Raw genomic sequence first — 24,947 nt, 5'->3', positions numbered from 1 at the left:
GGAGGAGGGGGTTATTCGTCTCCTGCTAGACTGAGCTGAATTTGGAATTCAACATCGCTTTCACGTTGTGCTCCTTCGCGAAAAGTAAGCGCATACACCAATTCCCAAGTATTGCCAATTCGGGTGCGTAAGCCCACGCGGATTTTGGTGAAATCGCCGGTGTCTGCGTCGAAATCGACGTCCGATAGGAAAGAATAACGCTCGTTAATCCGGTAGATGAAGTCCAGGCGATACTGGTCGATTTGTTGATTGAGCAGATCGGTTGATAAACCAATCTCCCAGATCTCACCGCTTTTGAGTGTGGTGCGGGTGCGCAACTCCTCCAAGCTGAGTGTTTCGGTTTTAAAGCGGCTAGCTAGATCGAATTTAAGCCAAGGTGCGGGGGTTAATACCAGTTCCACCCATGTTGCATTGAAAGTGTCCTCTTCGTCCCCATCGTAACGAAGTTCCTTTTCGAACAGGATATCTTGATAGAAATTAAGGGCGGCTAAAGTGCGAGATCCATAACCTTTGGCACGGGTTTGGAACAAATTTTCAACGCCCAGTCGGACTAAATGTGTTTCATTGATCTGATCAACATTACGAAGATCACTCAGGTCGAGCAGTGGACGTTGCAGGTCGAAAACTTCTCGGTCGATGGTGGCGATTTCATTCACGTCATCGGGGTCGGAGTAGTAGCGGTAACGTAGGATCGGACGTACCAAATGGCGCAGGCCGTCGATATCCCAGGTTTTATTCGTTGTGGGATAGCTGGCGTATGCACGTGCTTCCAAGTCAAAGCCAAGCTCATAGATCTCTCGATTGAAACTGTCTTCGAGTGGAGAGAGTGCACTTGGGCGAAAGTAATTATCGATTTGTTGGTTGTCGTACTGAGTCAGGCGTGCTCCGGCGAGAGGTGTCAGGGTGAGCCAGTCACTGAGTAGAATCGGGCGTTCGATGCGGTAAGTCAGGTCAAAGCGGTCCGCTTCGCTTTCGACTCCGATTGTTGGGGCATTTTGGTCGAAGTCTTCACGTAGTTGCGCATAGCTGAATGATGCGCGCTGGTAAGCGCCTGTATTAAATATTGGGATGGGTAGAATATCTAAGCGTACTTCCGGGCTGCGCTCTTGAACGAGTTGGAAGTCGTTGGGGCGAAAGCGTCCGAATGCAGAGAGCAGGTAGTTGTCGCCAGCGTACACAGCCTCTGCAAAGGTGTCGGGCCGTTCGTTGTCGTCGAAAATGTCGTCACGAAAATCGCGCGTCACTTCTGAGTCGGACCAGTAACTGACTGAAGCAGTCGCGGTAAAGCGTTCGCCGATATGGTGCTTATGGCGCCATTCTGCAAAACCGCGTTGAGATTCGATTTGATTACCCAAACTGTCCAGGTCACGCTCTGAGTCACTGCCAGTGTCATTGATGGCACCTGTAGAGAGTGCGCCGACGATACTTTGCTGCGCAGAGTTGTAGGCATACTGTGCGGTGGGGCCTGCTAGAACTCCGCGTTGGCTGTAGTAGTCGAGATTCACTCCAGCTCGTAGCCATGATGCAACGGGAAACAAGGTGGTGGTTTGTAGGTAATAGCCAAGTTCGCCATCGGAGCCAGCATTGGCATCGACCATATACGGAGCGCTGCTTAGGTAGTGACGATAGCCGGGCAGGTAGAACACCGGTACGCTGCCGACCCGAAAAGTGGCTCCATCCATGGATACGTATTCGCCTTCATTCTCGTCGTTGACATAGCGAATTTCGTCGGAACTTACACTAAGTCCAAATTTGCTTGGGTTGCCGTAGTAGACGGTGGCGCCTTGAACGGTGGTGTTTTGCGTGGTGCCGCCGGCACTCACACCTGTAACATAGTAAGGCCACTGGCCGGTTCGTAGATAGTCGACCGAAAAAATGCTGTCGTTGGCATCGAAACTCAGTCGCTCTGTGATGAGTCGCCCCCCGTCGCGGGAAATGACCACGTTTCCATCTGCATCGGCCAGTGCATAATCTTGATAGTATGTAATTCGATCTGCACGAATACGAGTATTATCAAAGTCCAAACGGGCGTCACCGCGCGCGACGAGGCGTTGTGCGTCTTCATCGAACTCTAATGGTTCCAGAGAGCTGAGTTCAGGCAGAGCCGCATTCAGGGAAATTGAAAGCGTCAGTGAGAATAGAAATGAGGTGTTCCGAGCGTTTACTAGCACGGGGCGGGACTATGATCAGCCTATTTTCAGTGGACAAGTCTTTTATCCTGAATGGGCGTTATATCCCAAGTGCGGAGAGGTACTTTTAAACCTCTCGCGAACCTACATAGACGCGTGTAACGCGCTTTGTTACTGAGCAAAGTGTTTCCCAAGGGATGGTTTGTGCGGTGTGGCTAAACTCCGTTGCCGTGATTTCATTGGGTGCATTTTTTCCGATGAGCACCACATGGTCGCCGATCTTAGCTTCCGGGCAGTCGGTGACATCCACTATTGTCTGATCCATAGTCACCCGGCCTAGGATGGCACATCGTTGGCCGCGGATGAGAACCGAGCCTTGATTACTTAATTTGAGCGGTACGCCATCGCCATAGCCTGCGGTAAGGATCGCAATGCGAGAGTCGCGGGAGAGTCTATGGGTGCGTGCATAGCTGATGTCGGTATGGGCGGGGAGCTCTTTGATCAGCCCGATTCGAGTATGAAAACTAAAGACTGGTTCGACTGCGACGCGGCCGAGTGCAGATTCTGGATATGGTGGAATTCCGAACTGCAGCAGGCCAATACGGACAGCGTTAAAGGGGCTAGGGCTGCTCAGCGTATCAATGCCGGCGGAGTTGTCGGCATGAATAAGCAGCTCGGGGGGGAGGGCCGTGGTTGTTGCGATGACGTCGAGGAAGCGTTTACGTTGTATTTGAGTGAAGCTAGGATCACTATCTGCACTTGAAAAATGGGTGTATACGCCTTCGAGTTTTAGTGCCGGGTAGGTGCTGATTTTAGCCAGTAGCTCAGTTGCGCTGTCATGCCAAACACCTAAGCGCCCCATACCGGTGTCTATTTTTAAGTGAACTTTGATAATTGTGCTGTGGGCTAGCGCTAAGCTGTTGAGTCGTTCGCATTCGTCCAAAGTGCTGACGGTCGCTGTCAGATCATGTTGGATCAAAAAGTAGTCCTCTTGAGGTAACAGCGGGCTGAGCACGAGTATGGGCCACCCGGCACCCATATGGCGAATGTCAGCAGCTTCAGAAACATTGGCTACAGCGAAGCAGTCCACTCCGCTTTGCATCAGTCGGCGGACGATTTGGGGCATCCCATGCCCATAAGCGTCTGCCTTGACCACGGCAACATAGCGCATGTGAGCTGGTAGCGCGGCTTGGATGCGCTTTAAGTTGCGCTCAAAGGCGGCCAGATCAATTTCGGCCCAGCAACGCAGTGATGAAGTATTGTGTTGAGTGCGAATGGTCAGATTGGGTTGAAAGCTGGTTTATGCGCGATGGCGCTCCGGGGTCCATTTTTGAAAGGTGTTGATACCATTACTATATAGTTCCACTCCTGAAGTGGCGTTCAAGATTGAGCTGTGGTTTCGAAGGGCACTTAACTGAGCAGGTTGGTAGCGGATTGTGTTTGCTTGGGCGGGCGGGCTTTGCCAGCCTTTACGCTGTGGTAAGTGGTAGAGTGGGCCCTTCCAGGTTGCGAGCTGTGCATCGTCAATGACTTCTGCGGCGCCTACCTCCCCATTACGAATGTAGAGGGCGTTCCAGGCCCCTTTTTTCCAATCGGCCACGATCAGAGCTCGTTGTAGTTCCGACTCTGCTTGCAACAAACTATACGCGACTAAGTGTAAGCTATTGTATTTATAGAATTGTGGCGAACCCGGATATAGACGCGACCAAGTCTCGATCGCCATGGCGCAAAGTCTCAAGCCCAAGACGGAGCCCGGTCCTTCGCAGTAGATGTAGTTGCCAATATGCGCGAGTGACAGATCTGCCTCATGTAAGACCTGTTGTATGGCAGGAAACAGCTCCTCCAGGGGAGTGCCCGCACGGTCGATTTTCGCCAACCACTGATCCTGTTCATTCAACAGCCCTGCAAAGACGGCGCTACCAGAGCCGTCAATGACGAGTGAGATTTGTTTTTGTTGCATATGGCTGTCTTAGCACCTGCATCTAGAGGTGCCAGCGTTTATTCTATTAACTCTCTTTAAATTGAGCCACCATACTGGTCACGGTAGCTTTGGCATCGCCATAAATCATCCGTGTATTTGGTGCCGTGAATAGTTGGTTCTCTAGGCCAGAGAAGCCTGCGCCCTTGCCACGTTTAAGGCAGAATGTGGTTTTGGCCTTATGCGCTTCAATAATTGGCATACCATAAATCGGACTGCTCTCATCATTGGCTGCCGCAGGGTTCACTACATCGTTGGCACCTATGACGATTGCAACATCGACCATTTCGATGGTCGGATTGACGTCATCCATTTCAACCAGTTGCTCGTAGGGCACGTCGGCTTCGGCCAGTAGAACATTCATGTGGCCTGGCATGCGACCCGCGACCGGATGGATGGCAAAGCGGACCTCGCAATCGTTTGCTTCCAGTAATTCGCCGAGTTCTTTAACTGCGTGCTGTGCCTGAGCCACGGCCATACCGTAGCCAGGGATAATGATTACGTTTTTGGCGGCTTCTAGTATGTAATAGGCATCTTCGGCTGAAATGGGTTTGAGCTCGCCACTGCTTTCAGTACTGGCGGCCTGTTTGGTGGCGCCAAAACCAGAAAAGAGTACGTTTTTCAGAGTTCGATTCATTGCCTTGCACATAATCACTGTGAGAATGAGTCCGGACGCACCAACTAAACAGCCTGCGACGACGAGTACATTATTATTGATGACAAAGCCAGCGGCGCAAGCCGCGAGGCCGGAACAAGAGTTTAATAGTGAGATCACTACAGGCATGTCACCTCCACCGATTGGCATTACAGCAAAAACGCCTAAGAGCAGGGATAGTAAAATAATAATAATCAGCATGGGATACGCCATCTCTCCAGACGGGGCGGAGCTGAAAATGACACTGCTGACCAGAATCGCCAGCGCGACAAAGCCATTGCAGGTTTTCTGCCCGGAGAAGGTCAAGGCGCGACCACCGAACTGGCCTGAGAGTTTGCCCCAGGCATATATGGAGCCGGTAAATGTGATCCCTCCTATGAAAATGGCCAACACAGTGACTGTGGCGGAGAAGGAACTGAAATGAACAATGGGGGCCGGTGTGTGGATCTCTCCTGACAAGGTGGCAACACGGTGATACTCGGCCCAGCCGACAAGCAGTGATGCGAGGCCGCCGAAACCGTTAAAAAGCGCGACTAACTCAGGCATGCCTGTCATTTTTACTCGCTTTGCCGCGTAGATGCCAATGACTGTGCCTATGGCTAATGCGCTGAGGACGAGCGGGTAATCGAGCCCTTTGCTGAGTAAAGTCACTACAATGGCCACTAGCATGCCCAGCGACGAGAGCTGGTTCCCGCGTTTCGCGGTATCCGCTTTGCCTAGCATTTTGATGCCGAGTATAAATAAAATTGCGGCAACAATATACGATAGATTTAGAATCGTTTCAGCATGCATTATTTGGCCTTTTTCTTAAACATGCTTAGCATGCGGTCGGTGACTAGATAGCCGCCGACCACGTTAATGGTGGCGAGTATAATTGCGGCAAAGCCTAACCAAATTGAGAAACCGCTGGAATCGCTATGTAACGCGAGTATCGCGCCTACGACCGTGATGCCCGAAATTGCATTGGACCCGGACATTAAGGGCGTATGTAGCTGAGAGGGCACTTTTGCGATGAGCTCAAAGCCTAAGAATGCCGCCAGCACGAAGATGAATAGGAGGAGTATAAGTTCCATAGAAGTGCTATTATTAGAGTGGGAGACTGAACGATTCCGATCATTGGATATATTGCCCATGAAGCAAGCCGTAAGGAGTAACCACTGTGAGCTTTCTTGGGGGACTTACTGTAGCTCTTTTCTGTATTGTAAGGGGGATTTTCCGACGAGCTGCTTGAATTGGCGGCTAAAAAAATAAATGTCTTTGTACCCCAGCGCCTCAGCAATTTCGCCCACTCTGAGATGGCTACTCTCTAGGTAGCGACGTGCTTCAATCATCTTGCAGTTTATAAGAAAATGTTTTGGGGCCTGTCCAGTTTGCCGCGTGAATTCACGGTCGAAGTGGGAGCGTGAGACGCCCAGTTGTTGTGCGATTTGGGCGATAGATTCCACCGAGGCTGGAGCTTCACGAAAAATTCGGAGTGCTTCCGATACGCGTTCATTGAGGGCGGCTTCTGTGTTTACATGGTTTTGTCCCGTGCATTGTGCGATAAAATTATAGAGCTTGTGAGCTAGCACCGTATCGTTGTCTCTGCGCAGGGCGATTCGCATAATTACGTCGATTTGGCGTTGAGCCTGGCTCAGCGATTGGACCTGACCTCCCAATTGAGGTAAGTCAGTTATTTGACTCGTTCTCTCTCCGTTGCATAAAGGGTGAAAATGTGCGGAAAAACGGGTGATTCTTGGACCGGAGTAATGGGCTGCAGAGATGTTTTGCTTCGGCGAGAAAATGAAAAAGGCGCCAGGAAATATACGGAATGTTTGCGTTTCGCAGCGCAAGTAGCCCTCACCGGAGAGTGCCATCCAAAAGTTGTAATGTCCATCGCCGGAGGTTCTCCATTCCCAATGCTCAACCTCAGTGCATAGATAAGGAAACCATGGGCGATCCACTACCTCGATAGATGAATAGCTGCAATGGTTGATGCTGGATGTCATTGTTTGTTTCTTTTTAATGCTGTGACTAGGACGACTATCTTTTCGATTCTGACTGTAGGTGGCGTGAGCAAAATTAATTGAAGTTCAGTATGAGGAAATAGTGCAAATTTATGAGAGAGCAATCCATTTTAATTACAGGGTGATTCTGCTATTCTGCTGGGATGTCGAATCCCGAAAATTACCTAGATACTCTCTTTGGACTGAAACAAAAAGTGGCCGTTGTTATTGGCGGCACTGGCGAGCTCTGTGGAGCGATGGCCGAAGGGCTTGCTGCTGCAGGCGCAGAAACAGTTCTGGTTGGTCGCAGTGAAGAAAAAGCTGCAGCGCGATTGGCCAAAATTGAAGCAGCCGGGGGCCGGGCTTACTTTGAAAAGGTGGATGTGAACTCGAAGGCATCGATACAAGCTTTATTGGATCGAGTGTTGGAAAAATCAGGGCAGATTGATATTTTGGTCAATGGTGCAGGTGTCAATTCGCCGACACCTGTTTTGGATATCGAGGAGGCGGAATTTGATAGTATTTTGGACACCAATCTGAAGGCCGTGCTGTTTGCATCACAGGTATTCGGTAAGTACATGCTGGAGCGCGGTGAGGGCGGTAGTATGATTAATATTGGTTCGATGAGTGGGATTATTCCACTCTCACGCGTGTTTACCTATTCTGCGACTAAGGCGGCTGTGCATAATTTGTCCAAGAACCTCGCGCGTGAGTGGGCACCATATAAAGTGCGGGTTAATACTATTGTCCCTGGCTTTTTTCCTGCAGAGCAAAATAAGAAAGTGCTGACGCCTGAGCGTGTGTCATCAATTATGGGGCATACGCCCGCCAAACGCTTTGGCGAGGCGCAGGAATTGATTGGAGCGACTTTGTTGCTGGCCAGTGATGCTGGCAGCTTTATGAATGGTTCTGAGATCGTTGTTGATGGTGGCTATGCCTCTATGACGATTTAGGCTCGAATTGGATGCCGCTTGTTTCCGTTTCAACTAGCTAGTCAAAAATAGACCAGTCTCATTGATCCACTTATATCATTTATGTACTTGCACGAAAATTTCCTTCTTCCCAATAAAACAGCACAGCGTCTGTATCACGAAGTGGCTGCGGAGCAGCCCATCATGGACTATCATTGTCACCTGCCGCCGGAGGATATTGCTGGGAATGCACGTTTTCCTGATCTGGCTCAAGTTTGGTTAGGGGGCGATCACTATAAGTGGCGTGCCATGCGAGCCGCAGGGATTTCGGAAGCGTTTATCACCGGCGATGCATCACCTAAGGAGAAATTTGATGCGTGGGCACGAACCATGCCCGATACCGTGCGTAATCCCTTGCATCATTGGGCGCATTTAGAGCTCAAGCGCTATTTTGATACAGATCTAGTATTGGGGCCGAAGACGGCCGACGAGATCTGGGAGTTGGCGAATGCCAAACTGGCGGAAGATAGTTTTAATGTGCACAATATCTGTGAGCAATTCGACATACGTGCGATTGGTACCACGGATGATCCAATTGATTCACTGGAGCATCACACTGCGCATAATGCAGGGGAGTTGAAGACCAAGATGTTTCCTACATATCGCCCAGATAAGGCGATGATTACTGTCAATGTGCAGGCTTGGAACGTGTGGACTGATCAACTGGCAGCTGTGTGTGACAGGTCGCTGAATTCGGCGAGTGATTTTGTCGCTGCTCTCAAAGCGCGGCATGATTATTTCCATGCAGCAGGCTGTCGTTTGACTGATCATGGGTTGGAATACTGTCCTTTCAGCCCTTGTAGCGCAGAGCAGGCCGAAGTGATCTTTAAAAAACTACGCGCCGGTGAAGCGCCCTCCGCTGAGGAATCTGACCAATGGATGACATATTTGATGCAATATGTTGCGCGTTGGAATGCGGCACGTGGTTGGACGATGCAGTTTCACCTTGGCGCGATTCGTAATACTAATGGGCTCATGTTCAAGAAGCTGGGGCCGGATACAGGGTACGATTCGATGTTCGATGAGCCGATCATCCGTCGCCTCGCGGGCTTTCTAGATAGCGTGGCGACTGAGGATGCGATGCCGAAATGTATTTTCTATCATTTAAATCCAGCCGAACTATACCCACTCGCAACCTTGATGGGAAGCTATCAAGATGGTCAGACGGCTGGCAAAATGCAGCTTGGTTCAGGCTGGTGGCATGTGGATACACTGGATGGTATGCGCACCCAGATTGATGTCTTATCGAGTGTGGGCTTGCTCAGTAAATTCGTGGGGATGTTGACTGATTCACGAAGTTTTTTGAGCTTCCCACGTCATGAATATTTCCGCCGTCTTGTTTGTTCCATTATCGGTGTGGATGTCGAAGCTGGCCTGATTCCTGATGATTCGGAACTGCTCGATAAACTGGTTGCCGATATATGTTACGGCAATGCTAAGAACTATTTTAATTTTCCTGGCGTCTAGCACATTCATGCGGATGTCGAACATCCTTTCAAAAACTAACTTCCAATAACTGCATCTGGCCTAGACACAGACTATCGATTTAATTTCGAGTGTTCTATCGTTGGGAGCTCCAGATATATAAATTATGAAAATCCTACTGACCACTACTTCGTATCAAGATTGTCCCGGCGATCATCATGCATTACTTGAAAGTACAGGCGCTGAAATTGTCCGTGAACGAGGGCCACTTTCGGAGGCTCGTATGTTAGAGCTTGCTGGTGATTTTGATGCCTTTCTCTGTGGTGATGATGAGATTAGCCAGGCGGTGATCGATAAGTCTCTGCCTAAGCTTAAGATTATAGCTAAATATGGCATCGGTGTAGATAAAATTGATGTGAAATATGCCACGGAAAAGAACATTCCGGTTAGTTTTTGTCCGGGCGTAAATCATACTACAGTCGCGGAGCATGTGTTCATGTTATTGCTGGCACTGAACAAAAATCTGATGGAACAGGCCAATGCCACCGCATCTGGACAGTGGAAACGGATGACTGGTCACGAAATTATGGGTAAGACCATCGGGATTATCGGTTTGGGCCGTATTGGGCGTGAAGTTGTGATTCGTGCGAATGCCTTTGGAATGCAATGTGTTGGCTATGATTTATACTGGCCAGAGCAATTTGCCAAAGAGCAGAATGTTGTTCGTGCGGATGGAGTTACTCAGTTGTTACGGCAAAGTGATATCGTGTCCTTGCATACCAATCTGACTGAGGAGACGCGCGACATGATTTGTGCGTCAACGATCAAGAACATGAAAGACGGAGCCATTCTGATTAATTGTGGGCGTGGTGAGTTGACGGATACGGCTGATATCGCGGCGGCACTCGAGAGCGGCAAACTAGGTGGTTATGGAGCGGATGTTTTGGATCAAGAGCCACCTCCCGCGGACCATCCACTTCTTGGTGCTAAAAATTGTATTATCACCCCGCACGTAGGTTCACGCACATATGAGAGTGTTCAGCGTCAAGCAGGTATGGCGACTCAAAATTTGGTTAACCTGCTCAAGGGAGAGAAAGCCCTTGCGCAAGTCAATGATGTGCAACCGCCAGCTGCATTAATTTAATTATTTTAAAGATCCGTTCGTTCTCTTAACACCTGTTATATCTTTCCCTTACTCTTATCACATTTAAGTATGTCTGAAAAATTTTATATTGTACCACAACAGAAACACGATGCGCTTGTCTCAGCTGCATATCAGCACCGCGGTTATACGGAGGATGAAGCTGCGCAAGCGGCTCGTTTTTCTGCTTTTGCCTCGCATCATGGTATTCGTACGCACAATGCGATCAAGGCACTCCACTTAGATCATTTGTTTGGAAGTGCTACAGGGGGATGCACACCAGCGGTGGAAGTCGAGAAGTTACCGTGTCGCTTCGCGGCGAGCGAAATTTGGAACGCCAACAAGAAGTTGGGGCAGGCCACTGCATATGAGGCGATCGACCGCGCTTGTGAGTTGGCGGATGAATATGGTATTGGCCAGGTTTCGGTGGACAATGCATTCCACTATTTATGGGGCGGCGGATATGTAATGGAAGCTGCCAAGCGTGGTTACATTGCATATACTAACTGCACAGCTGCGCTGGCAGAAGTGGTGCCATTTATGGGAAAGTATCCCACATTAGGTACGAACCCTCACAGTTGGGGCTTTCCCACGACCGATGCTGTTGGCTTTCCTATTGTTATCGACTGGGCGACTTCTGTGATTGCGATGGGGCGTGTGCAGCAGTTTCAACGCGAGGGCACGCCGCTGCCAGCGAATGCGGCAGTCGATGCTGAGGGCAACCCAACTACCGATGCGAATTTAGTGAAAGCGCTTGTCCCATTTGGAGCGCATAAAGGCTATGGCTTGAGTCTGATTAATGAGATTGTGGGGGCCTTTATCGGCGGAAGTCTGCCTACTCTGCGTAGCCGGGAAATTCCTGCAGGAGAGAAGCGTACACCCGCGTTCTATTTCCAGGTGATTCATCCCGATGCGATCAATGGAGGAGCATTCGCGCAGGGGCGCGATCAGGCTGGGAATGTGAAGGCTGTGATTGAGGACATTCTCGGACATGGTAATGAGAACTGTTTATTGCCAGGACAACTTGAAGCACGTTGGGCGGAACGTGTTGTGAAGGCGGGGGGCTTACTTTTTTCCGAAGCAGAGATTCAGGCCTTTAATGAGATTGCTCAGGAATGTGGAGAGCAGGGCTGGAGCTTGGCGGAATTCACGTGTGAATCAGTTTGATTAGGATGGGCGTGCGCGCAGTGCGTCTGTCTGCTGTTGAATGGTTTCGGCCAATATATTACGCAGATGGCGACTGCCTGAAATATCGATCCGTTCACCATATTCACTAACCAAATGGCAGAGTGCATCGAGTTCATCGAGGCTGTGCGTTTGATTTATCGTTTGAATGGCATGAATGGCAGCGAGTAATTGCTCGCTGTCCATTTTTGTCAGTGCAGGCATTAGCTGGTTCTGTAATGTGTGGATGAGGAATTCGTAGTCCTGTTTTCCTAATCTTTGTGGGCATATGACTTTTTGTAACCACTGTGAGTTTATTTTAGTCAGCACCGTCGAAGCTTCGGGCGTCAGCGTCTCACTCGCTTGCACGGCAACGTTGGGGGCGGTTGCTTTGTTACAGATCACTAAATTGGGCAGTTCGATTGTGAAGCTGCTGCCGCGTCCTTCCTCGCTGGCGAGTGAAATGCTTCCATTCATCATTTCAACCAGCCTTTGTGAGATGGCTAGACCTAGCCCCGAGCCTGTGCCATTGCGGGTATAATCTCTATTTGCCTGTTCAAAAGCATTGAAAATACGTGTCTGCATTTCTGGAGGAATGCCGATTCCAGAATCCCTGACTTGTAAGGAAATGCTTGCGTGAGTCTTTGAAGCGCGAGTGGATTTTAACTCAATGTCAATTGTCCCATGGTCGGTGAATTTGATCGCATTGCCGATTAGGTTTAGCAAGACTTGTCGAAAGCGTGTCACATCTATTAATAAATGTTGCGGGAAGTCGGGTGTTGATTGGAATGAGAGAATCAGGCCTTTTTGCTTCCATTTAGGACTGAGCATTTGAATTGTTTCATTGCATTCCTTGACTAGGTTTGAGGCCTCTGGATGCATTTTTAGCTTATTGGCTTCTATTTTGGACAGATCAAGTAGATCGTTGATCATGGCCATGAGCATGCTGGCTGATTTATAAACTATATTGAGATAGTCCTGATGGGGAGGATCTTTAAGTTCGGCACGCAGGATGTCAGTGAAACCAATTATCGAATTCATGGGAGTTCGAATTTCATGACTGATGTTAGCCGTAAATTCACTTTTAAGACGGTTGGCCGATTCTGCGTGTTCTTTGGCCATTAAAAGTTCTTCGCTGCGATGCTTGAGTTCTTGTGTGCGCTGTGCGACCAGTGATTCCAGCTGTTCATTATGTCGACGTGTGGATTCGATGCGTAGATTGTGTATTAAATAGGCGGCTAATAGAAAAATACCTGCGATCAAACTATAAAACCAAAGTGTTTGGTGAAAGTGGGGCAGTATTTCAAAACTGAAGTGAGCGCGCTGAGTGGTGAGCTCTGAGGCATTGGGGTCCGTCAGGCAGGTGACTTCAAAGGTATAGTGTCCCGGAGGAAGACTGCTGTAAACCGCTTCACGCTGAGAACTTTCCTGCCATTCTTCGAAACCTTTTAGGCGATAACGGAAGATGGCATCCTCACCTCCTTGAAAGAGAGGAGCTGTATAGCCGATACGTAGGTTACGCAGGTCGGGTGCAAATTCTAGAGTTATATTATTGCTGAGATTGTGCGGCGATACTTCGATTCCATTGACTCTGACATGATCGATTAAGAGCGTTGGCGTGAAATGATTATTATGCAGGCGCATGGGGTCGAGTTCAACCACCCCACCACTAAAGGGGACCCATAATGTGTCTTGACTCGTATACACTTCAGACAGGGCGGTAATGTTATTTGAAGGGAGACCATCGGCTTTATAGTAGCTCTGAAAGCGAAATTCCTGGGTGGGCTGGGGACTGATGATATCATTCAGGCCCACTCGATAGAGTCCTGTATTAGTCGTGAGCCACAGGCTTTCAAAGCGATCGCGCCATACGTGAAAAATGTTGCTGTAAGGGAAATTGGCAGGCAGCTGAAATGTTTGGACTTGGCCATTTTTAATTCGGAAAATACCACCACTAAAGCCCCCCCAGAGAGTTCCTTCGGTATCTTTAGTGATGTGAAATACGGTGGCTGATTCAAGTTGTGTGCCTTGGCTGACAGGAATGACTTCGCCGGCTTTATACGCATAGATACCACCGGATGCCATCGACAGCCAGAGTGTTTCATTATCTTGAAAGAGTGAGAGTATGAGTGCTGAAGGCAGCTCGCTATTTTTAATCGCCCATTCAAATTGATCTCCGTCGTAGAACATGAGTCCATTGTAGGAACCGATCGCCAGTTTACCGTCGGGCATACTTTCTAATTGATACAAAGTATCTGAGCTCAATCCGTTCTCCTGTGTATAGCGCCTCATTTCCCCGTCATGGTACTCATAGAGCCCCTGTCCGTATGTTGAGAAGAAAATATGATTGTCAGAAATGACTTCAATGTCGGTCACATCAATGCCATTCAATTCCGGGTAAACTGTTTCGACATTTCGCTCGTTTTGTTTAATGCAACTGACACCATTACTGCTACCGATTAAATAATGGGTATTATTTATCGGAGTGATACAACGAACCACACCGTACTTGAAGCCATACATCCCTGTGTAAGTTTTAAACACACGTCTCTGTATTAGCTTTAATCCGTTGTTGAAAGTGCTGTATGCGATACTGCCGTCAGCTGTCGCTGCAATGGAGAATACTTGATCGTCGTCCTGATGAATGCTCTTAGGGAGTTTCGATACAGTGCCGCTGCTGTAGCGAAACATTCCATTTTGAGTGCCAATCCACAGGGTCCCGTTGCCTTCACTATGCATGGCGCGTGTGAGGCCGGCTTGCTGGAGCGCGGGGTCCTGAATTAACTGCCATTTGTCATTTATATAATGTAAGAGATCATTTTCAGCTGATATGGCCCAAATTGAGCCATTGTTGCCGGTTTCCATCACTACGATGCGGCCAGATTTTGCTCCCAGATCTCTAGGATCAAAATCTGTCATTTGCCCCTGCACCAAGTGATGTATTTGGCTGGATTTGCCGGCGATCCAAAGGCTGCCATCTTCTGCAAAAATCGCGTAATGAATAGAAATGTCTTTCAGACCCGGAATCGCTTGCTTCTTTAACTGATTGTCTTGGATTTTATAGAATTCACTATCGGCGAGTAATACAACATCACCTTTCCAATCTTTAAATAGTGTATAATCAACAACTTCAGTTAGTTTGTCTGTTTTCCAGTGCTGGAAGCTTCCCTGAGCATATCGAAGTAAGTAGCGGTGGTTAGTGTCGAAGGCCCAGAGAATATTTGCGTCATCAACACAGAGATCAAATGCACCTCCACGCAATGGTGGATAGTCGTGATAGTTTAGATTCTCAAAATCGACTCCGTCGTAACGTATTAGCCCCTCAAAAGATGCAATCCATAGAAAACCTTCTTGCGATACATCAATATAATTGAGCTGATCCATCGGAAGTCCCTCATCGGTCGTGAGGTTTTTGATGAGATAGTCTTCAAGGGGAGGGGGCGCTGCGACTTCGGCCTCTGTTATTGCCATTCCCATTAAGACTCCAGCACATAAGCAACGATAGAATCGGTGACAGAAGAGAGAAATGGAAGCGATGCTCACGGAAGTAAGAAAAGCATTAGATTCACTTGGTTAGAGAGGCAGTTCAATATAAAACCGATTACCGGCATCATTCGCGCGCGGCTCGACACCCACTTTCCCATTGTTCATCGTAACCAGCCGCCGAACAATGGACAGGCCAACACCATGTGACTGTGAGGTGCTGAGTTCTGAGGTGTCTGCTCGCACAAAAGCTTCAAAGAGTGTGGCACGCCGCTCCGGAGCAATGGTTTGCGCCTGATCGATAACTTCAAAACGCATACCATGCGGGAGTATTAAGGAATGAATCAGCCTAATTTGTACGGTGCTTTCTGGCTTGGAATATTTGATCGCATTATTAATTAAATTATCAAACATTTCAACTAGGATGCGGCGACTGATCGCAAGCTCCGGTGTGAATGCTTTATTAAATTTCAAGTGGACATCCTTTTCTTTGGCCTGCAAGTAGTTGAGCTGGAGTAGATAATCGATCACATCGATGACTTGAATGGCTTCGGTCACTACTCGCTGACTTGCATCAGCATCTGCTTGGGCCTCGTTCAGGATCCCGATGACCAAGTCGCTCATCCCCTCTGCTGAATCTCGTATGAGTTCAGTCATTGAGAGCATTTCTTCCAAATTTTCATACTGACTGGATTTTAGCTCTTCAGCGATGTACTGGGTCAGGCCTTTGATCGCTCCGGATGGATTTTTTATATCATGTGCCAAACGTGCCAGCAGTTCGGCTTTTGCCTCTGCCTCTGCCTTTATCTTCTTTTGGGTCGCGCTCAAATTGAGGTGTGTAAATACACGTGCGAGGAGTTCTTCTCTTACAAATGGCTTTTTTATATAATCGACTGCTCCAGCTGTGAATCCGCTCACTATTTCAGCTGGACTACTTGCTGCACTCAAGAAAATGACCGGGATGCTGGCTGTTTCTGGTAGGCTTTTTAGTTTCGCGCAGACATCAAAGCCATCTAATTCGGGCATCATTACATCCAGTAGAATTAGATCGGGTTGCTCGGTGAGCACTGCTTCCAGTGCTTCGCGACCATTGAGTGCCAGAATGAATGAAATATTGGCCCGGCGCAGTATTTCACCCACTAGTTTTAAGTTTTGAGGCTCATCATCGACGATTAAGACTTTCCGGGCTATAGGCTGTGGTTCTGATTTCATCGCGTGACTGGCTCCCCATACCTATATTTAACGCATTTTTACCGAAAAGCCAGAATGACTTTATAAATTAAAACGCGTGGAGGATTAGACACAGGCATGGCCAGAATCACTACTGAAGCACGAGTCAATTCCTCGCAGAATCGGCTAGCGATTGAGCTTTTCTGCAGTCTCTTGTTCCAAGCGCTCAATGTATTCGGACACGTTGCAGGTTAGCATGCGGGTGCTGCCTGGAGAGACTTCCAGCACCTTATTAACGACTCCATCAAGAAAGGCGCGGTCGTGACTGACTAGGATGACGGTGCCCTCATAAAGATTGATGGCTTCTTGCAGCACTTCCTTCGACTTGATGTCCAAGTGATTGGTCGGTTCGTCCAAAATCATGCAGTTGGCCGGATGCATCAACATTTTGGCTAAAGCGACTCGATTTTTCTCACCACCTGAAAGCACAGATGTCTTTTTGAGTGCTTCGTCGCCTGAAAAGAGCAGGGCGCCGAGGGCACCGCGTGGGTTGGCGTCGTCGTTTCCGATGGCTGCTTTTTCAACTTCTTCCAACACCGTATTATTAGGATCAAGTTCATCGGCCTGTGATTGGGCGAAATATCCTAGTACAGTATTAATGCCCTTCTCGACTTCACCACTTTGATAGGGCTCTGTCCCAGCCATAATACGGGCAAGCGTCGATTTACCTGCACCGTTGACCCCGACGACCGCGATGCGATCTCCCTTGTCGATACGTAAGTCAAGTCCATCAAAGATGACATTGTCTCCGTAGGATTTATGTAAATTTTTGATTGTGATTACCTTAGCGCTTGCTGGAGGTGCTTTGGGGAAACGGAAAAACATCTTTTTCTCATCACGGGGAATGGTGATGAGTTCCATCTTTTCAAGTGCTTTGATTCGGCTTTGCACCATGCTGGCTTTCTTCACATTGGAGCGGAAGCGGTTGATCCAATCTTTGACCTCCTTGATTTCCTTTTGCTGATTGGCGTAAGCTTTGCGAAGAGTTTCGAGGCGTTTCTCGCTTTCGGCTACATAGTAACTGTAATTGCCTTTGAAGCTAGTGAGATTACCAAGTTTAAGCTCTAAGGTACGATTGGTGACTTCGTCTAGGAAGGCCCGGTCGTGAGAAATGACGATTAAAGCTCCTTGGTAATGCTTTAGGTATTGCTCGACCCAATGCTGGGAGACGATGTCCAGGTGATTGGTCGGTTCGTCCAAAATGATCAGGGATGGGTTTTGCAAGAGCAGTTTGGCTAGGGCAATGCGCATTTGCCAACCGCCTGAAAATTCGCCAGTGTCGCGCTCGAAGTCGCTTTCTTTGAAGCCCATGCCTAGCAGGATGCGCTCAATTCGTGACTTCATTTTGGCAGGTTCATGATCCTCGAGTTGCTGCTCCCATTCTCCCATCAGGTCGATTAAATCGTAATACTCATCGGTCGAGGTATCCATTTCCAACATCTCCTCTTCCGCTTTCTCCAGATTTTTCTGAAGTTCTAAGATGTCGCCAAATGCACTTTGAGCTTCAGCAAATAGGGTTTTTCCAGAAACAGAGATACCATCTTGGGGAAGGTAGCCAACACTGACGTAGTCCGCTTTATCGATGCTGCCACTATCACAATCAATTTCGCCCATGAGCATGCGTAATAGGGTGGTCTTCCCTGAACCATTAGAACCGACTAAGGCAATTCGGTCGTGTGCGTTGATGACGTTGTTGATTCGGTTGAAGAGTACTTTCTTACCGAAATTATGAGAGACTTGATTAATCGTGATCATTGCCGGGGGGAGGCGCGCTGCGCCGAGTCAGAGTGATTGAGTGTTTGTTGTTTATCAGTGAGGTACAATGCTTGGGTCAACTATCCTGTTCACTTCCGCTATTACCAATATTCCCACGCAAGCGGGAAAGTGCGGGAATGAAACAAGGCATTGCAGCAAATGCAAAGAAAAAGCCCGAGAGCTTTGAAGCTCTCGGGCTGTTATGATTGGTTGTCGTTGAAATTCAGGCTGAATTATTCGTCCTCAGGAGGACCTTGGCGTCCCTTGCGCATCGCTTTCATTTCTTCTTTTGTGATTTCACCGTCACCGTTGGCATCGATTTTATCGAAGTGCTCTAGTAGGCGTTCCATTCCGGCTTCAGTGGCTTCTGCTTTGGAAATAGCACCATTCTCGTCCGTATCTGCCTCTTTCAAGTTCGGTAATTGACCACGGGGACCATTCCCGGCGCGGGTATGCATTTTCTTTTTGGCGGCAATGAGTTCTTTTTTGCTGATCTCGCCATTATCGTCTGCGTCAATCTTGTCGAAGTGTTCTGCGAGTGGGCCTTTGACCTCTTCGAGGGAGAGTGTGCCACTTGCATCGGTATCAAACTGCTCAAACAGCTCTTGGGGTGAGGGGCGCTCGCCTTGTGCTTCACCGCCTTGGCCGTTGGGCTTAGCCTGAGCCGCAAAAACGAAGAGCGAGGAGGAGAGTGTGATCAGTAATAGTGATTTTGTCTTCATGGTCTGTAATATTTGATTGTTAATTTCGCAGCGAAGCGTGCTGCTTAGTATCAATATCGAGACTCACTCAGAAAAGTTTCAGTAGACTGTAATCAGAATTTGTGCAGAGGATTATAATAAATTCGTGGGCAGGCTTTCCTCACTGGCAGTGTATCGAAGCTGAGCATTCGTATCTTGCAGCGATTGAAGGTCCTTGGCGATGTGTTCAAGGCATTGATTATCAATTGTTTCGTCGCAAAGCTCTGCTTCGATTGTTAATGCCAATAAAGTGCACGCGTGTTTCCATGCCTGTCTTTGCTGGCTGTTACATTTGCTCGAGAGCGCTGCTGGTAGGTGGCGCCAGAGTTCTCGCCATTCTTCTGTGAATTGACGACAGAGTGGGCAGGCACTGCTACGGCGCCAGCGCACGAGCTGATGAGTGCTCGCGTCGTTGCGAATGTGCTGACTGAGAAATGTGGCGATTCTTCGCAGCAGTGAGAGTGGATCACTCCAGTTTTCGCCAAGTGATTGCAGTACTTCCTGGTTATTGGGTAACCACTGCCGACTTTCGGCGACTTGCTGCAGGAGGCCGTTAAAATCTCCAAAGTAACGATATATTAATACTTTATCTGCTCCTGCAAGCTGCGAAACTGCGTTGATTCCCAGTGCGCTGCATCCTTCCTTGGCCACCAGTTTCAACACGGCGTTTTGAAATTTCTCTTCGGTTTTGGGTCGTGAACGAGTACGTGGCATGAGCTATAGTGTAGAGCAGTTTTAGCAGGCGCGGCAAGCCTCGCGCGTGCTTGCGTAAAATTAAACCGGGGCGGCGCTATCTCTGGCAAGAGGCTGAGCTAACGCGCGATGTCTTCTTGGCCGAGGACGTTGAGTTGATTGCGCTTTAATGTTTCGGCGGCCAGTTCATTATCTTCCAGGCTAATTGCCAAGGCATAACGTCCATTCGGACGTATGAGAAAGGGATAGATATAGTGGATGTTTATTTCTGCCTGAACCAAGGCACAGGTCACTGTCTTAATCTCTTCTTCGCTGGTTAGCTCAACTGCGATGAGCTCGCTTTGGACGTAGGAAAACTGATGCTCGATCAGTAGTTTTTGTGCGTCCTCAGGGTAATCGACAATGATTCGAATGATGGAACTGTCTGTTGTGTCTAAGATCGAGAGCGCAATTACATGTACCTGATGCACAGAAAGCAGGCCTATTATTTCATTGAGCCGTCCGACTTTGTTATCGGCATGGATCGAGAATTGAATGACCGGTTGGAAATCGCCCGGTCTGCGCATAACTTCTGATGGCATAATAAAAGATATCTAATTGATGAATGTCTGACTTGCACGTATTTTTTTAGTAGAAGTGATTCGGACTTTTGTGGGCTTGGGGATGCGCAGATTCGAGCGTCTATACTATGCTTTAAGCTTTCAAATCTATTCAGATGTCGCTTGTTTAGACCCTTTTCACTCCCCACCTGCCGACGACTTACTTATGTTCGAAACTTTTGAATTTATTAATGAGGACTTTCCATGGTTTTTCAGCGCGCTTGCTGCAATCTTTGGAGCGCTGACTGGAAGTTTTCTGAATGTCTGTATTTACCGTATTCCTGCAGGCCGCTCGATTGTTTTTCCGGGGTCCACTTGTGCCTGTGGTCGCCCCATTCCATTTTATCACAACATACCCATATTCAGTTGGCTGATTCTACGTGGTAAGGCCAGTTGTTGCGGTGCGCCTTTTAGTATTCGTTACCCTGCAATTGAGTTGTTGACTGCAGGTCTTTTTTTGTGGGTTTGGATGGTTTATCCGCCAGTTGTTGCTGCGATTGGCATGCTATATATTGCCTTCTTAATTTGTGCAACATTCATTGATCTAGATCATATGATTATTCCAGATCGTTTCTCTATTGGAGGCATGGTGATTGGTGTTGTTTTATCTTTTATGTTTCCGTCACTGCATGGAGTGCACGGTTTGCCAATGATTTCAAATATCCAGTCCGGCATCACTGCGATTGTGGGAGCGCTGGTCGGGGCGGGCTTGGTTTACTGGATTGCCGTATTGGGAGAAATTGTTTTTCGCAAGCCAGCGATGGGTGAGGGGGATGTTAAATTTGTTGGCTTTATCGGAGCCTTTTGTGGCTGGCAGGGGGCTGTATTTTCAATGTTTGGAGGGGCTCTGGTTGGATCGGCAGTGCTTTTGCCCTGTCTCTTAGTGGGACGAATTCTCGCAGCACTGAAGAAAAATGACTCTGAGGTTGCCGTGGCAGAGGCCTCTGAGGGCACTGATGCAAGCAATGATACTGTGGAGGAAGTGCAATTTGGCGCTCAGGTACCTTTTGGTCCTATGTTGGCAGCGGCTGGTTTGATTTACTTTTTGGGCTTTCACGTTTATGTAGATGCCTATTTTTTAGAATTTGTAGGTTACTTTTTTACCCCCTAACTGGCACTTTGCTGTAAATTGTATACGTTCACTTTATGACGGAATCTGACGAAGTTTTGGTGATTGCTTTGGCCTATTGCTTGTCTTGGGAGATTGCGGGCGCACGTGCGAATCAGCATTGGGCTAAAATTCATAACTACATTGAGCAGAGCAACACTCTATCGGAAACTGAACGCTGGATATGTGAACTGTACGAAGAATCGAGTCCCACTGCCCAGGAAGAACGCTCGGTACTGTATCGAATGAATCTACGCTTGCACAATCCGCGCGTGGTACTGAAATTTCGCCAGGAGGTACTTCAACTGCTGCCAGAGAGTATAGTCGATTTAGCTGCTAAGCATCGACTAATGAATCCTTTGACGGTGCCTAGGGGCTACGGTCCGCTGCGGACTTGGTTGGCTGAGCGTAATATAAAAGGCTTTCGTCCTGCTCCTTTACCATTAGCTGCGTCAGCACCACCTACATTGGCAGCTCGTGAAGCTGATTTTTTGCAATTTATTGAGTTCCCCTATTTTCTGGAAGCGTTTCGTCGCTATTGGCATCGTGCACCCAAAAATAGAAATAACAAACAGACGCGTATCTTATTGACGGTGGCGGCTGCATTGGGGCAAATGATGACGTTTGACAGCTCCGACGAAATCCAGGAATGGTGTAATCGATTGGCACAGATTGGTAGTTATACAGAGCAAACACAGTTAGACGTCGCAGATTTGTGCTTAATCATGGTAGGTGAGTCCTACGACGCTCATGAGCTGGCTTACCGTTTGCTTGTTGATGCTCAGAAAGTTGATCGTCAGAATGTTATAAATTTCTGTGAGCGCTATGCAGATGATCTGACTGGTTTTGCGCGGGAGTTTGTTCGCGGAATGCAGCTGACCAGTTAATCCATCGAGTCTTCGATCGCATTTTGCTGCCGGGCTATATCGTGCAGTGTCACGATGCCCAGTAATTTCCGGGTATCCTTGCGACTGACCACGGGTGCTTGCAGCACATCTTTGACCACTAATGTGTTGGCGGCATCACGGATCGAGTCGTCAGGGTGAATTTCAATGATGTTTTGTCCTTCAGACCATTCGGAAATTCTGCGAGTGTCCTTGGCAGCATGGAGTTCTTCAAGTTCGTGATGGGTGATTACACCCAGTAGTTCCTGTTGATTTTCCTTTGAGACGATGGTATAGCCGTGGTGCTTGTGGCCGTCCTTTTGAATGCGTTCTAAGTTGGCTGTTGCATCCAGCTCGCCGTAAGCACTGCGGCAATCGTGCGTCATAATTGTACTCACCGGCAGATTGCGCCAGTCACGATCGCCCCGGTAAGCTGGTAACTTTTTTAAGCTGATGCCATCTTGCAGGAGTAGGGCGTCATAAATGGGAATACTTCGCAGCTTGCCTGCAATTATGTAGGCGATTAGATTGCCGATCATCAATGGGAGGATCAGCGAGTAGTTTTGTGTCATCTCAAAGATGATGAGCACTGAAGTCAATGGACAGCGAATGACTGCTGCGAAAAAAGCGCCTGTGCCCAGTAGAGCCGTGGCGGCCGCCACCGATTGGTCCACGCCTAGAAATTTGACCATTAGCACACCGAACAAGCCACCGAGCATGCTACCGATAAATAGTACTGGGGCGAAAATACCGCCACTAGCGCCGGAGGCATAGCAAACCGCAGTCGCCAAAAACTTACCCACCAGCAAGAGCAGCAGCACTTGCCAGATCAGGTGACCGTGGAGCGTGGAGTTTAGATCATCATATCCAATGCTAAACACTCCATTGTGGCCGCCGCTGAATTGCCAAACAGTTACCCCAATCAGCCCCACGCTCAGGCCACCCAGAGCAGGGCGTGCCCATGAGGGAATCTTTGTGGCTTGTTTAAACTGTGCCCGTAGTCCCAGTAGCAGCGATACGAACAAGTGGCCTAATAAGCCGGCCGCTGGCCCGATCGCTAAGCAGACCAGCATCCACCAAGACGTTTCAAATACTTCACGCGTGGCATGTAGGGCGCTGTGGTCGCCGATCAAGCTGCGTTCCACCACCGCTGCGACCACCACGGCAATCAGAATGCCGCCCAGCGCCTTGCTGCTGAAGTTATTATCAAAGAGCTCCTCAAACACAAAAGTGATCGCCGAGATCGGGGCGTTAAACGCCGCTGAAATGCCTGCGCCCATTCCCACGGGCACCATGGATTGGATGCGCAGTTTACCCAAACCGAAGATGCGGCCTAATTTGGATGAGATCGCGCTACAAATATGAACCGTCGGTCCTTCACGCCCCAGACTATTTCCGAAACCAACAGAGATCGTGCCGATAATAAAACGCCAGAAAGCCTCCGGCGTTTTAATGATGCCGAAATTTTGGTAATAAGCCGCCTTCGTTTGTGGAATCCCCGAGCCACTTGCAGTGGGGGAGACGTAGCGGATCATCAAGCCCACCAACAGTCCCGCCAGAGCTGGCGAGAAGATCATCGCTGGAATCGTCCAGAAGCCTAGGCCCTCATACAGGGCGAACATATGCTCAAAAGTAAAGGTGATGGCCAAGTGAAAGCTGACTCCCACCAAGCCACAAAGGACTCCGGCGCAGATACATAGCATTAGGAATCGTTGGCCGTCATTAAAACGACCGCGCATCCAATTAGGAAGATTGTTAAGGCTGAATGATTCGCGTGGCATCGGTATGATTTCTGAAAAAGAAAAAGCCGTGCAAAGAGTTCTGCACAGCGTGAATCAGATCTATAAAAAACTCATAGAGATGCGCGAATAAATTTTTTAAAAAAATACTTGGCAAAGTGAAACTTAGTCCTACTGTCCACCACTTCTTCACTTTTGGTGAGATATGCAAGTGGCTAAAGCACGCAGACTGTAAATCTGTTCTCTTTGAGTTCGCTGGTTCGAATCCGGCTCTCACCACCATTATTACAAGCAAGCCCCTCCGGGAACGGGGGGGCTTCTTCGTGTCTAGACGTGACAGGAAGCGGGCTAGCGGCCGATTGAGCTTTGTTGGCGTTTGTGTCTGCTTGTGACTCCAAATGACCCGAAAAGTCTGTAAAACCAGTCCAAATACCAGTCCACGATTTGCCCTCATATAGAGGCGGCATTTTGTCCAATTCAGCCGCAACATTGATGCCGTTATCAATCGTGTAACGGTCTGTCATGGCGCTTGTCTTGTGGCCTAGCAGCTTTTGACGTATGGCGACAGGTGCACCATTCGCCGCAAACATTGTTGCCGAGGTATGGCGCAAAGCGTGGAAGTCTAAATCACCTATTTCAGTCCGATATACGATGCCTAAGGCTTCAAGGTCTTTGCGTAAGCGTGTAGAGTTTGGGATCTTGTAGTCTAAGACCGTATCGGAGGCTTTGAAGCCTGTAGGACGCATCGAAAGCAGGAAGCTTTGAGTTTCCTTGTCGATGTGACGAATCAAGCGCTCTTTCGTCTTGTTGTTGCTGGCTTGTAACTCGATGTAGGGGCGCTCTATGTCTATATGCACGTCAGACCATTGAAGATGCTGCAAAGAGCTTTTGCGAATAGACGTCTTGAATAGTAAGAAGACCGCAGAGCGATAATCTACAGCGCCACCAGGTGGAACCGCTAAGAATTTGCGCAGGATTTCGGGCGACCAGTAGCCGCGCCGTTTTGTTTCTTTACCCTTCGTCGTGATAGGCTTGAGGAATTCAAGTGGATTGTCTTTCAGCACGCGGCAATGCACAAGCCAAGTTGTGAAGGCTTGGGCGTCGCTCTGGTATTCCTTTTTGGTCTTCGCTGAAAGAGCTTGGCCTGTGCGCATGGCTTTAGGATCGCTTGCGAGCCAGTTCTCAAATGAACGCTGTGAGATTGCGTCAGCTGTTCGCCAGTCGCATTCGTCTATGAGTCGTTCGATATGGACGCGCACGCCGTCAAT

19 protein-coding genes, 1 tRNA gene and 1 pseudogene are annotated in these 24,947 nt (G+C 48.6%); 7 read left to right on the top strand and 14 right to left on the bottom strand.

What is annotated here, in order from left to right; all coding sequences use genetic code 11:
• Positions 1–11 precede the first annotated feature (11 nt).
• From QEH59_RS11430 to QEH59_RS11405, 6 genes are all read right to left on the bottom strand, one after another.
• Positions 12–2,171, bottom strand: a complete 2,160-nt coding sequence (locus QEH59_RS11430; RefSeq protein WP_308985505.1) for an LPS-assembly protein LptD — start codon at positions 2,169–2,171, stop codon at positions 12–14.
• 85 nt (positions 2,172–2,256) lie between these two features.
• On the bottom strand, positions 2,257–3,360 hold the full coding sequence (alr, locus tag QEH59_RS11425; RefSeq protein ID WP_308985545.1) for an alanine racemase: 1,104 nt from the start codon (positions 3,358–3,360) through the stop codon (positions 2,257–2,259).
• Positions 3,361–3,429: 69 nt separating this feature from the next.
• Positions 3,430–4,089, bottom strand: a complete 660-nt coding sequence (locus tag QEH59_RS11420; protein ID WP_308985504.1) for a hypothetical protein — start codon at positions 4,087–4,089, stop codon at positions 3,430–3,432.
• 46 nt (positions 4,090–4,135) lie between these two features.
• Entirely contained in the window at positions 4,136–5,554 is a 1,419-nt protein-coding gene (locus QEH59_RS11415; RefSeq protein WP_308985503.1) for an NAD(P)(+) transhydrogenase (Re/Si-specific) subunit beta, read from the bottom strand.
• Entirely contained in the window at positions 5,554–5,835 is a 282-nt protein-coding gene (locus tag QEH59_RS11410) for an NAD(P) transhydrogenase subunit alpha part 2 (protein ID WP_308985502.1), read from the bottom strand. The genes QEH59_RS11415 and QEH59_RS11410 overlap by 1 nt, the downstream gene beginning before the upstream one ends.
• Positions 5,836–5,940: 105 nt before the next feature.
• Positions 5,941–6,750, bottom strand: coding sequence for a helix-turn-helix domain-containing protein (locus tag QEH59_RS11405; RefSeq protein ID WP_308985501.1), 810 nt, complete (start codon positions 6,748–6,750; stop codon positions 5,941–5,943).
• A 161-nt stretch (positions 6,751–6,911) separates the two neighbouring features.
• Between QEH59_RS11405 and QEH59_RS11400 the strand changes: the two genes are divergently transcribed.
• The 4 genes from QEH59_RS11400 to QEH59_RS11385 all read left to right on the top strand — a co-directional run bounded on the left by QEH59_RS11400 (position 6,912) and on the right by QEH59_RS11385 (position 11,451).
• The gene (locus tag QEH59_RS11400) at positions 6,912–7,700 is read left to right on the top strand and encodes an SDR family oxidoreductase (RefSeq protein ID WP_308985500.1); all 789 of its coding nucleotides are present in this window, start codon (positions 6,912–6,914) and stop codon (positions 7,698–7,700) included.
• An 81-nt stretch (positions 7,701–7,781) separates the two neighbouring features.
• Positions 7,782–9,185, top strand: coding sequence for a glucuronate isomerase (uxaC, locus tag QEH59_RS11395; RefSeq protein WP_308985499.1), 1,404 nt, complete (start codon positions 7,782–7,784; stop codon positions 9,183–9,185).
• Between the two features lie 124 nt (positions 9,186–9,309).
• Positions 9,310–10,287, top strand: a complete 978-nt coding sequence (locus QEH59_RS11390) for a phosphoglycerate dehydrogenase (protein ID WP_308985498.1) — start codon at positions 9,310–9,312, stop codon at positions 10,285–10,287.
• 69 nt (positions 10,288–10,356) lie between these two features.
• Positions 10,357–11,451 carry an Ldh family oxidoreductase gene (locus tag QEH59_RS11385; RefSeq protein WP_308985497.1) on the top strand — a complete coding sequence of 365 codons (1,095 nt, stop codon included), beginning with the start codon at positions 10,357–10,359 and terminating at the stop codon, positions 11,449–11,451.
• On the opposite strand, the gene QEH59_RS11380 is transcribed toward QEH59_RS11385, so the two are convergent.
• The 6 genes from QEH59_RS11380 to QEH59_RS11355 form a co-directional block, all read right to left on the bottom strand.
• A complete protein-coding gene (locus QEH59_RS11380; RefSeq protein WP_308985496.1) occupies positions 11,452–14,919 on the bottom strand; it encodes a sensor histidine kinase in 3,468 nt (1,155 codons plus the stop codon). It abuts the gene before it with no gap.
• 102 nt (positions 14,920–15,021) lie between these two features.
• The gene (locus tag QEH59_RS11375; protein ID WP_308985495.1) at positions 15,022–16,143 is read right to left on the bottom strand and encodes a hybrid sensor histidine kinase/response regulator; all 1,122 of its coding nucleotides are present in this window, start codon (positions 16,141–16,143) and stop codon (positions 15,022–15,024) included.
• A gap of 144 nt (positions 16,144–16,287) precedes the next feature.
• Positions 16,288–17,916 carry an ABC-F family ATP-binding cassette domain-containing protein gene (locus QEH59_RS11370; protein WP_308985494.1) on the bottom strand — a complete coding sequence of 543 codons (1,629 nt, stop codon included), beginning with the start codon at positions 17,914–17,916 and terminating at the stop codon, positions 16,288–16,290.
• A 233-nt stretch (positions 17,917–18,149) separates the two neighbouring features.
• A complete protein-coding gene (locus QEH59_RS11365) occupies positions 18,150–18,638 on the bottom strand; it encodes a hypothetical protein (RefSeq protein ID WP_308985493.1) in 489 nt (162 codons plus the stop codon).
• A 111-nt stretch (positions 18,639–18,749) separates the two neighbouring features.
• Entirely contained in the window at positions 18,750–19,370 is a 621-nt protein-coding gene (locus QEH59_RS11360) for a TetR/AcrR family transcriptional regulator (protein WP_308985492.1), read from the bottom strand.
• A 98-nt stretch (positions 19,371–19,468) separates the two neighbouring features.
• Positions 19,469–19,930, bottom strand: a complete 462-nt coding sequence (locus QEH59_RS11355) for an acetolactate synthase (protein ID WP_308985491.1) — start codon at positions 19,928–19,930, stop codon at positions 19,469–19,471.
• Between the two features lie 184 nt (positions 19,931–20,114).
• On the opposite strand from QEH59_RS11355, the gene QEH59_RS11350 reads away from it, so the two are divergent.
• The gene (locus QEH59_RS11350; protein ID WP_308985490.1) at positions 20,115–21,059 is read left to right on the top strand and encodes a prepilin peptidase; all 945 of its coding nucleotides are present in this window, start codon (positions 20,115–20,117) and stop codon (positions 21,057–21,059) included.
• A gap of 35 nt (positions 21,060–21,094) precedes the next feature.
• Complete coding sequence (locus tag QEH59_RS11345; protein WP_308985489.1) at positions 21,095–21,943, top strand: hypothetical protein; 849 nt, start codon at positions 21,095–21,097, stop codon at positions 21,941–21,943.
• Here the strand turns inward: QEH59_RS11345 and QEH59_RS11340 are convergent.
• A complete protein-coding gene (locus tag QEH59_RS11340; protein WP_308985488.1) occupies positions 21,940–23,721 on the bottom strand; it encodes a chloride channel protein in 1,782 nt (593 codons plus the stop codon). The two genes, QEH59_RS11345 and QEH59_RS11340, sit on opposite strands and share 4 nt — an antisense overlap.
• Positions 23,722–23,876: 155 nt before the next feature.
• On the opposite strand from QEH59_RS11340, the gene QEH59_RS11335 reads away from it, so the two are divergent.
• Positions 23,877–23,961 (top strand) — tRNA-Tyr (locus QEH59_RS11335).
• Between the two features lie 236 nt (positions 23,962–24,197).
• Here the strand turns inward: QEH59_RS11335 and QEH59_RS18995 are convergent.
• Positions 24,198–24,833, bottom strand: a pseudogene (locus QEH59_RS18995) (tyrosine-type recombinase/integrase); the annotation flags it as partial.
• Between the last annotated feature and the right edge of the window lie 114 nt (positions 24,834–24,947).

Source organism: Thalassobacterium sedimentorum (assembly GCF_031127905.1).
Classification (GTDB): Bacteria; Verrucomicrobiota; Verrucomicrobiia; order Opitutales; family Coraliomargaritaceae; genus Thalassobacterium; species Thalassobacterium sedimentorum.
The sequence above is the reverse complement of the archived record's forward strand: the minus strand, read 5'-3'. Positions and strand labels throughout refer to the sequence as shown.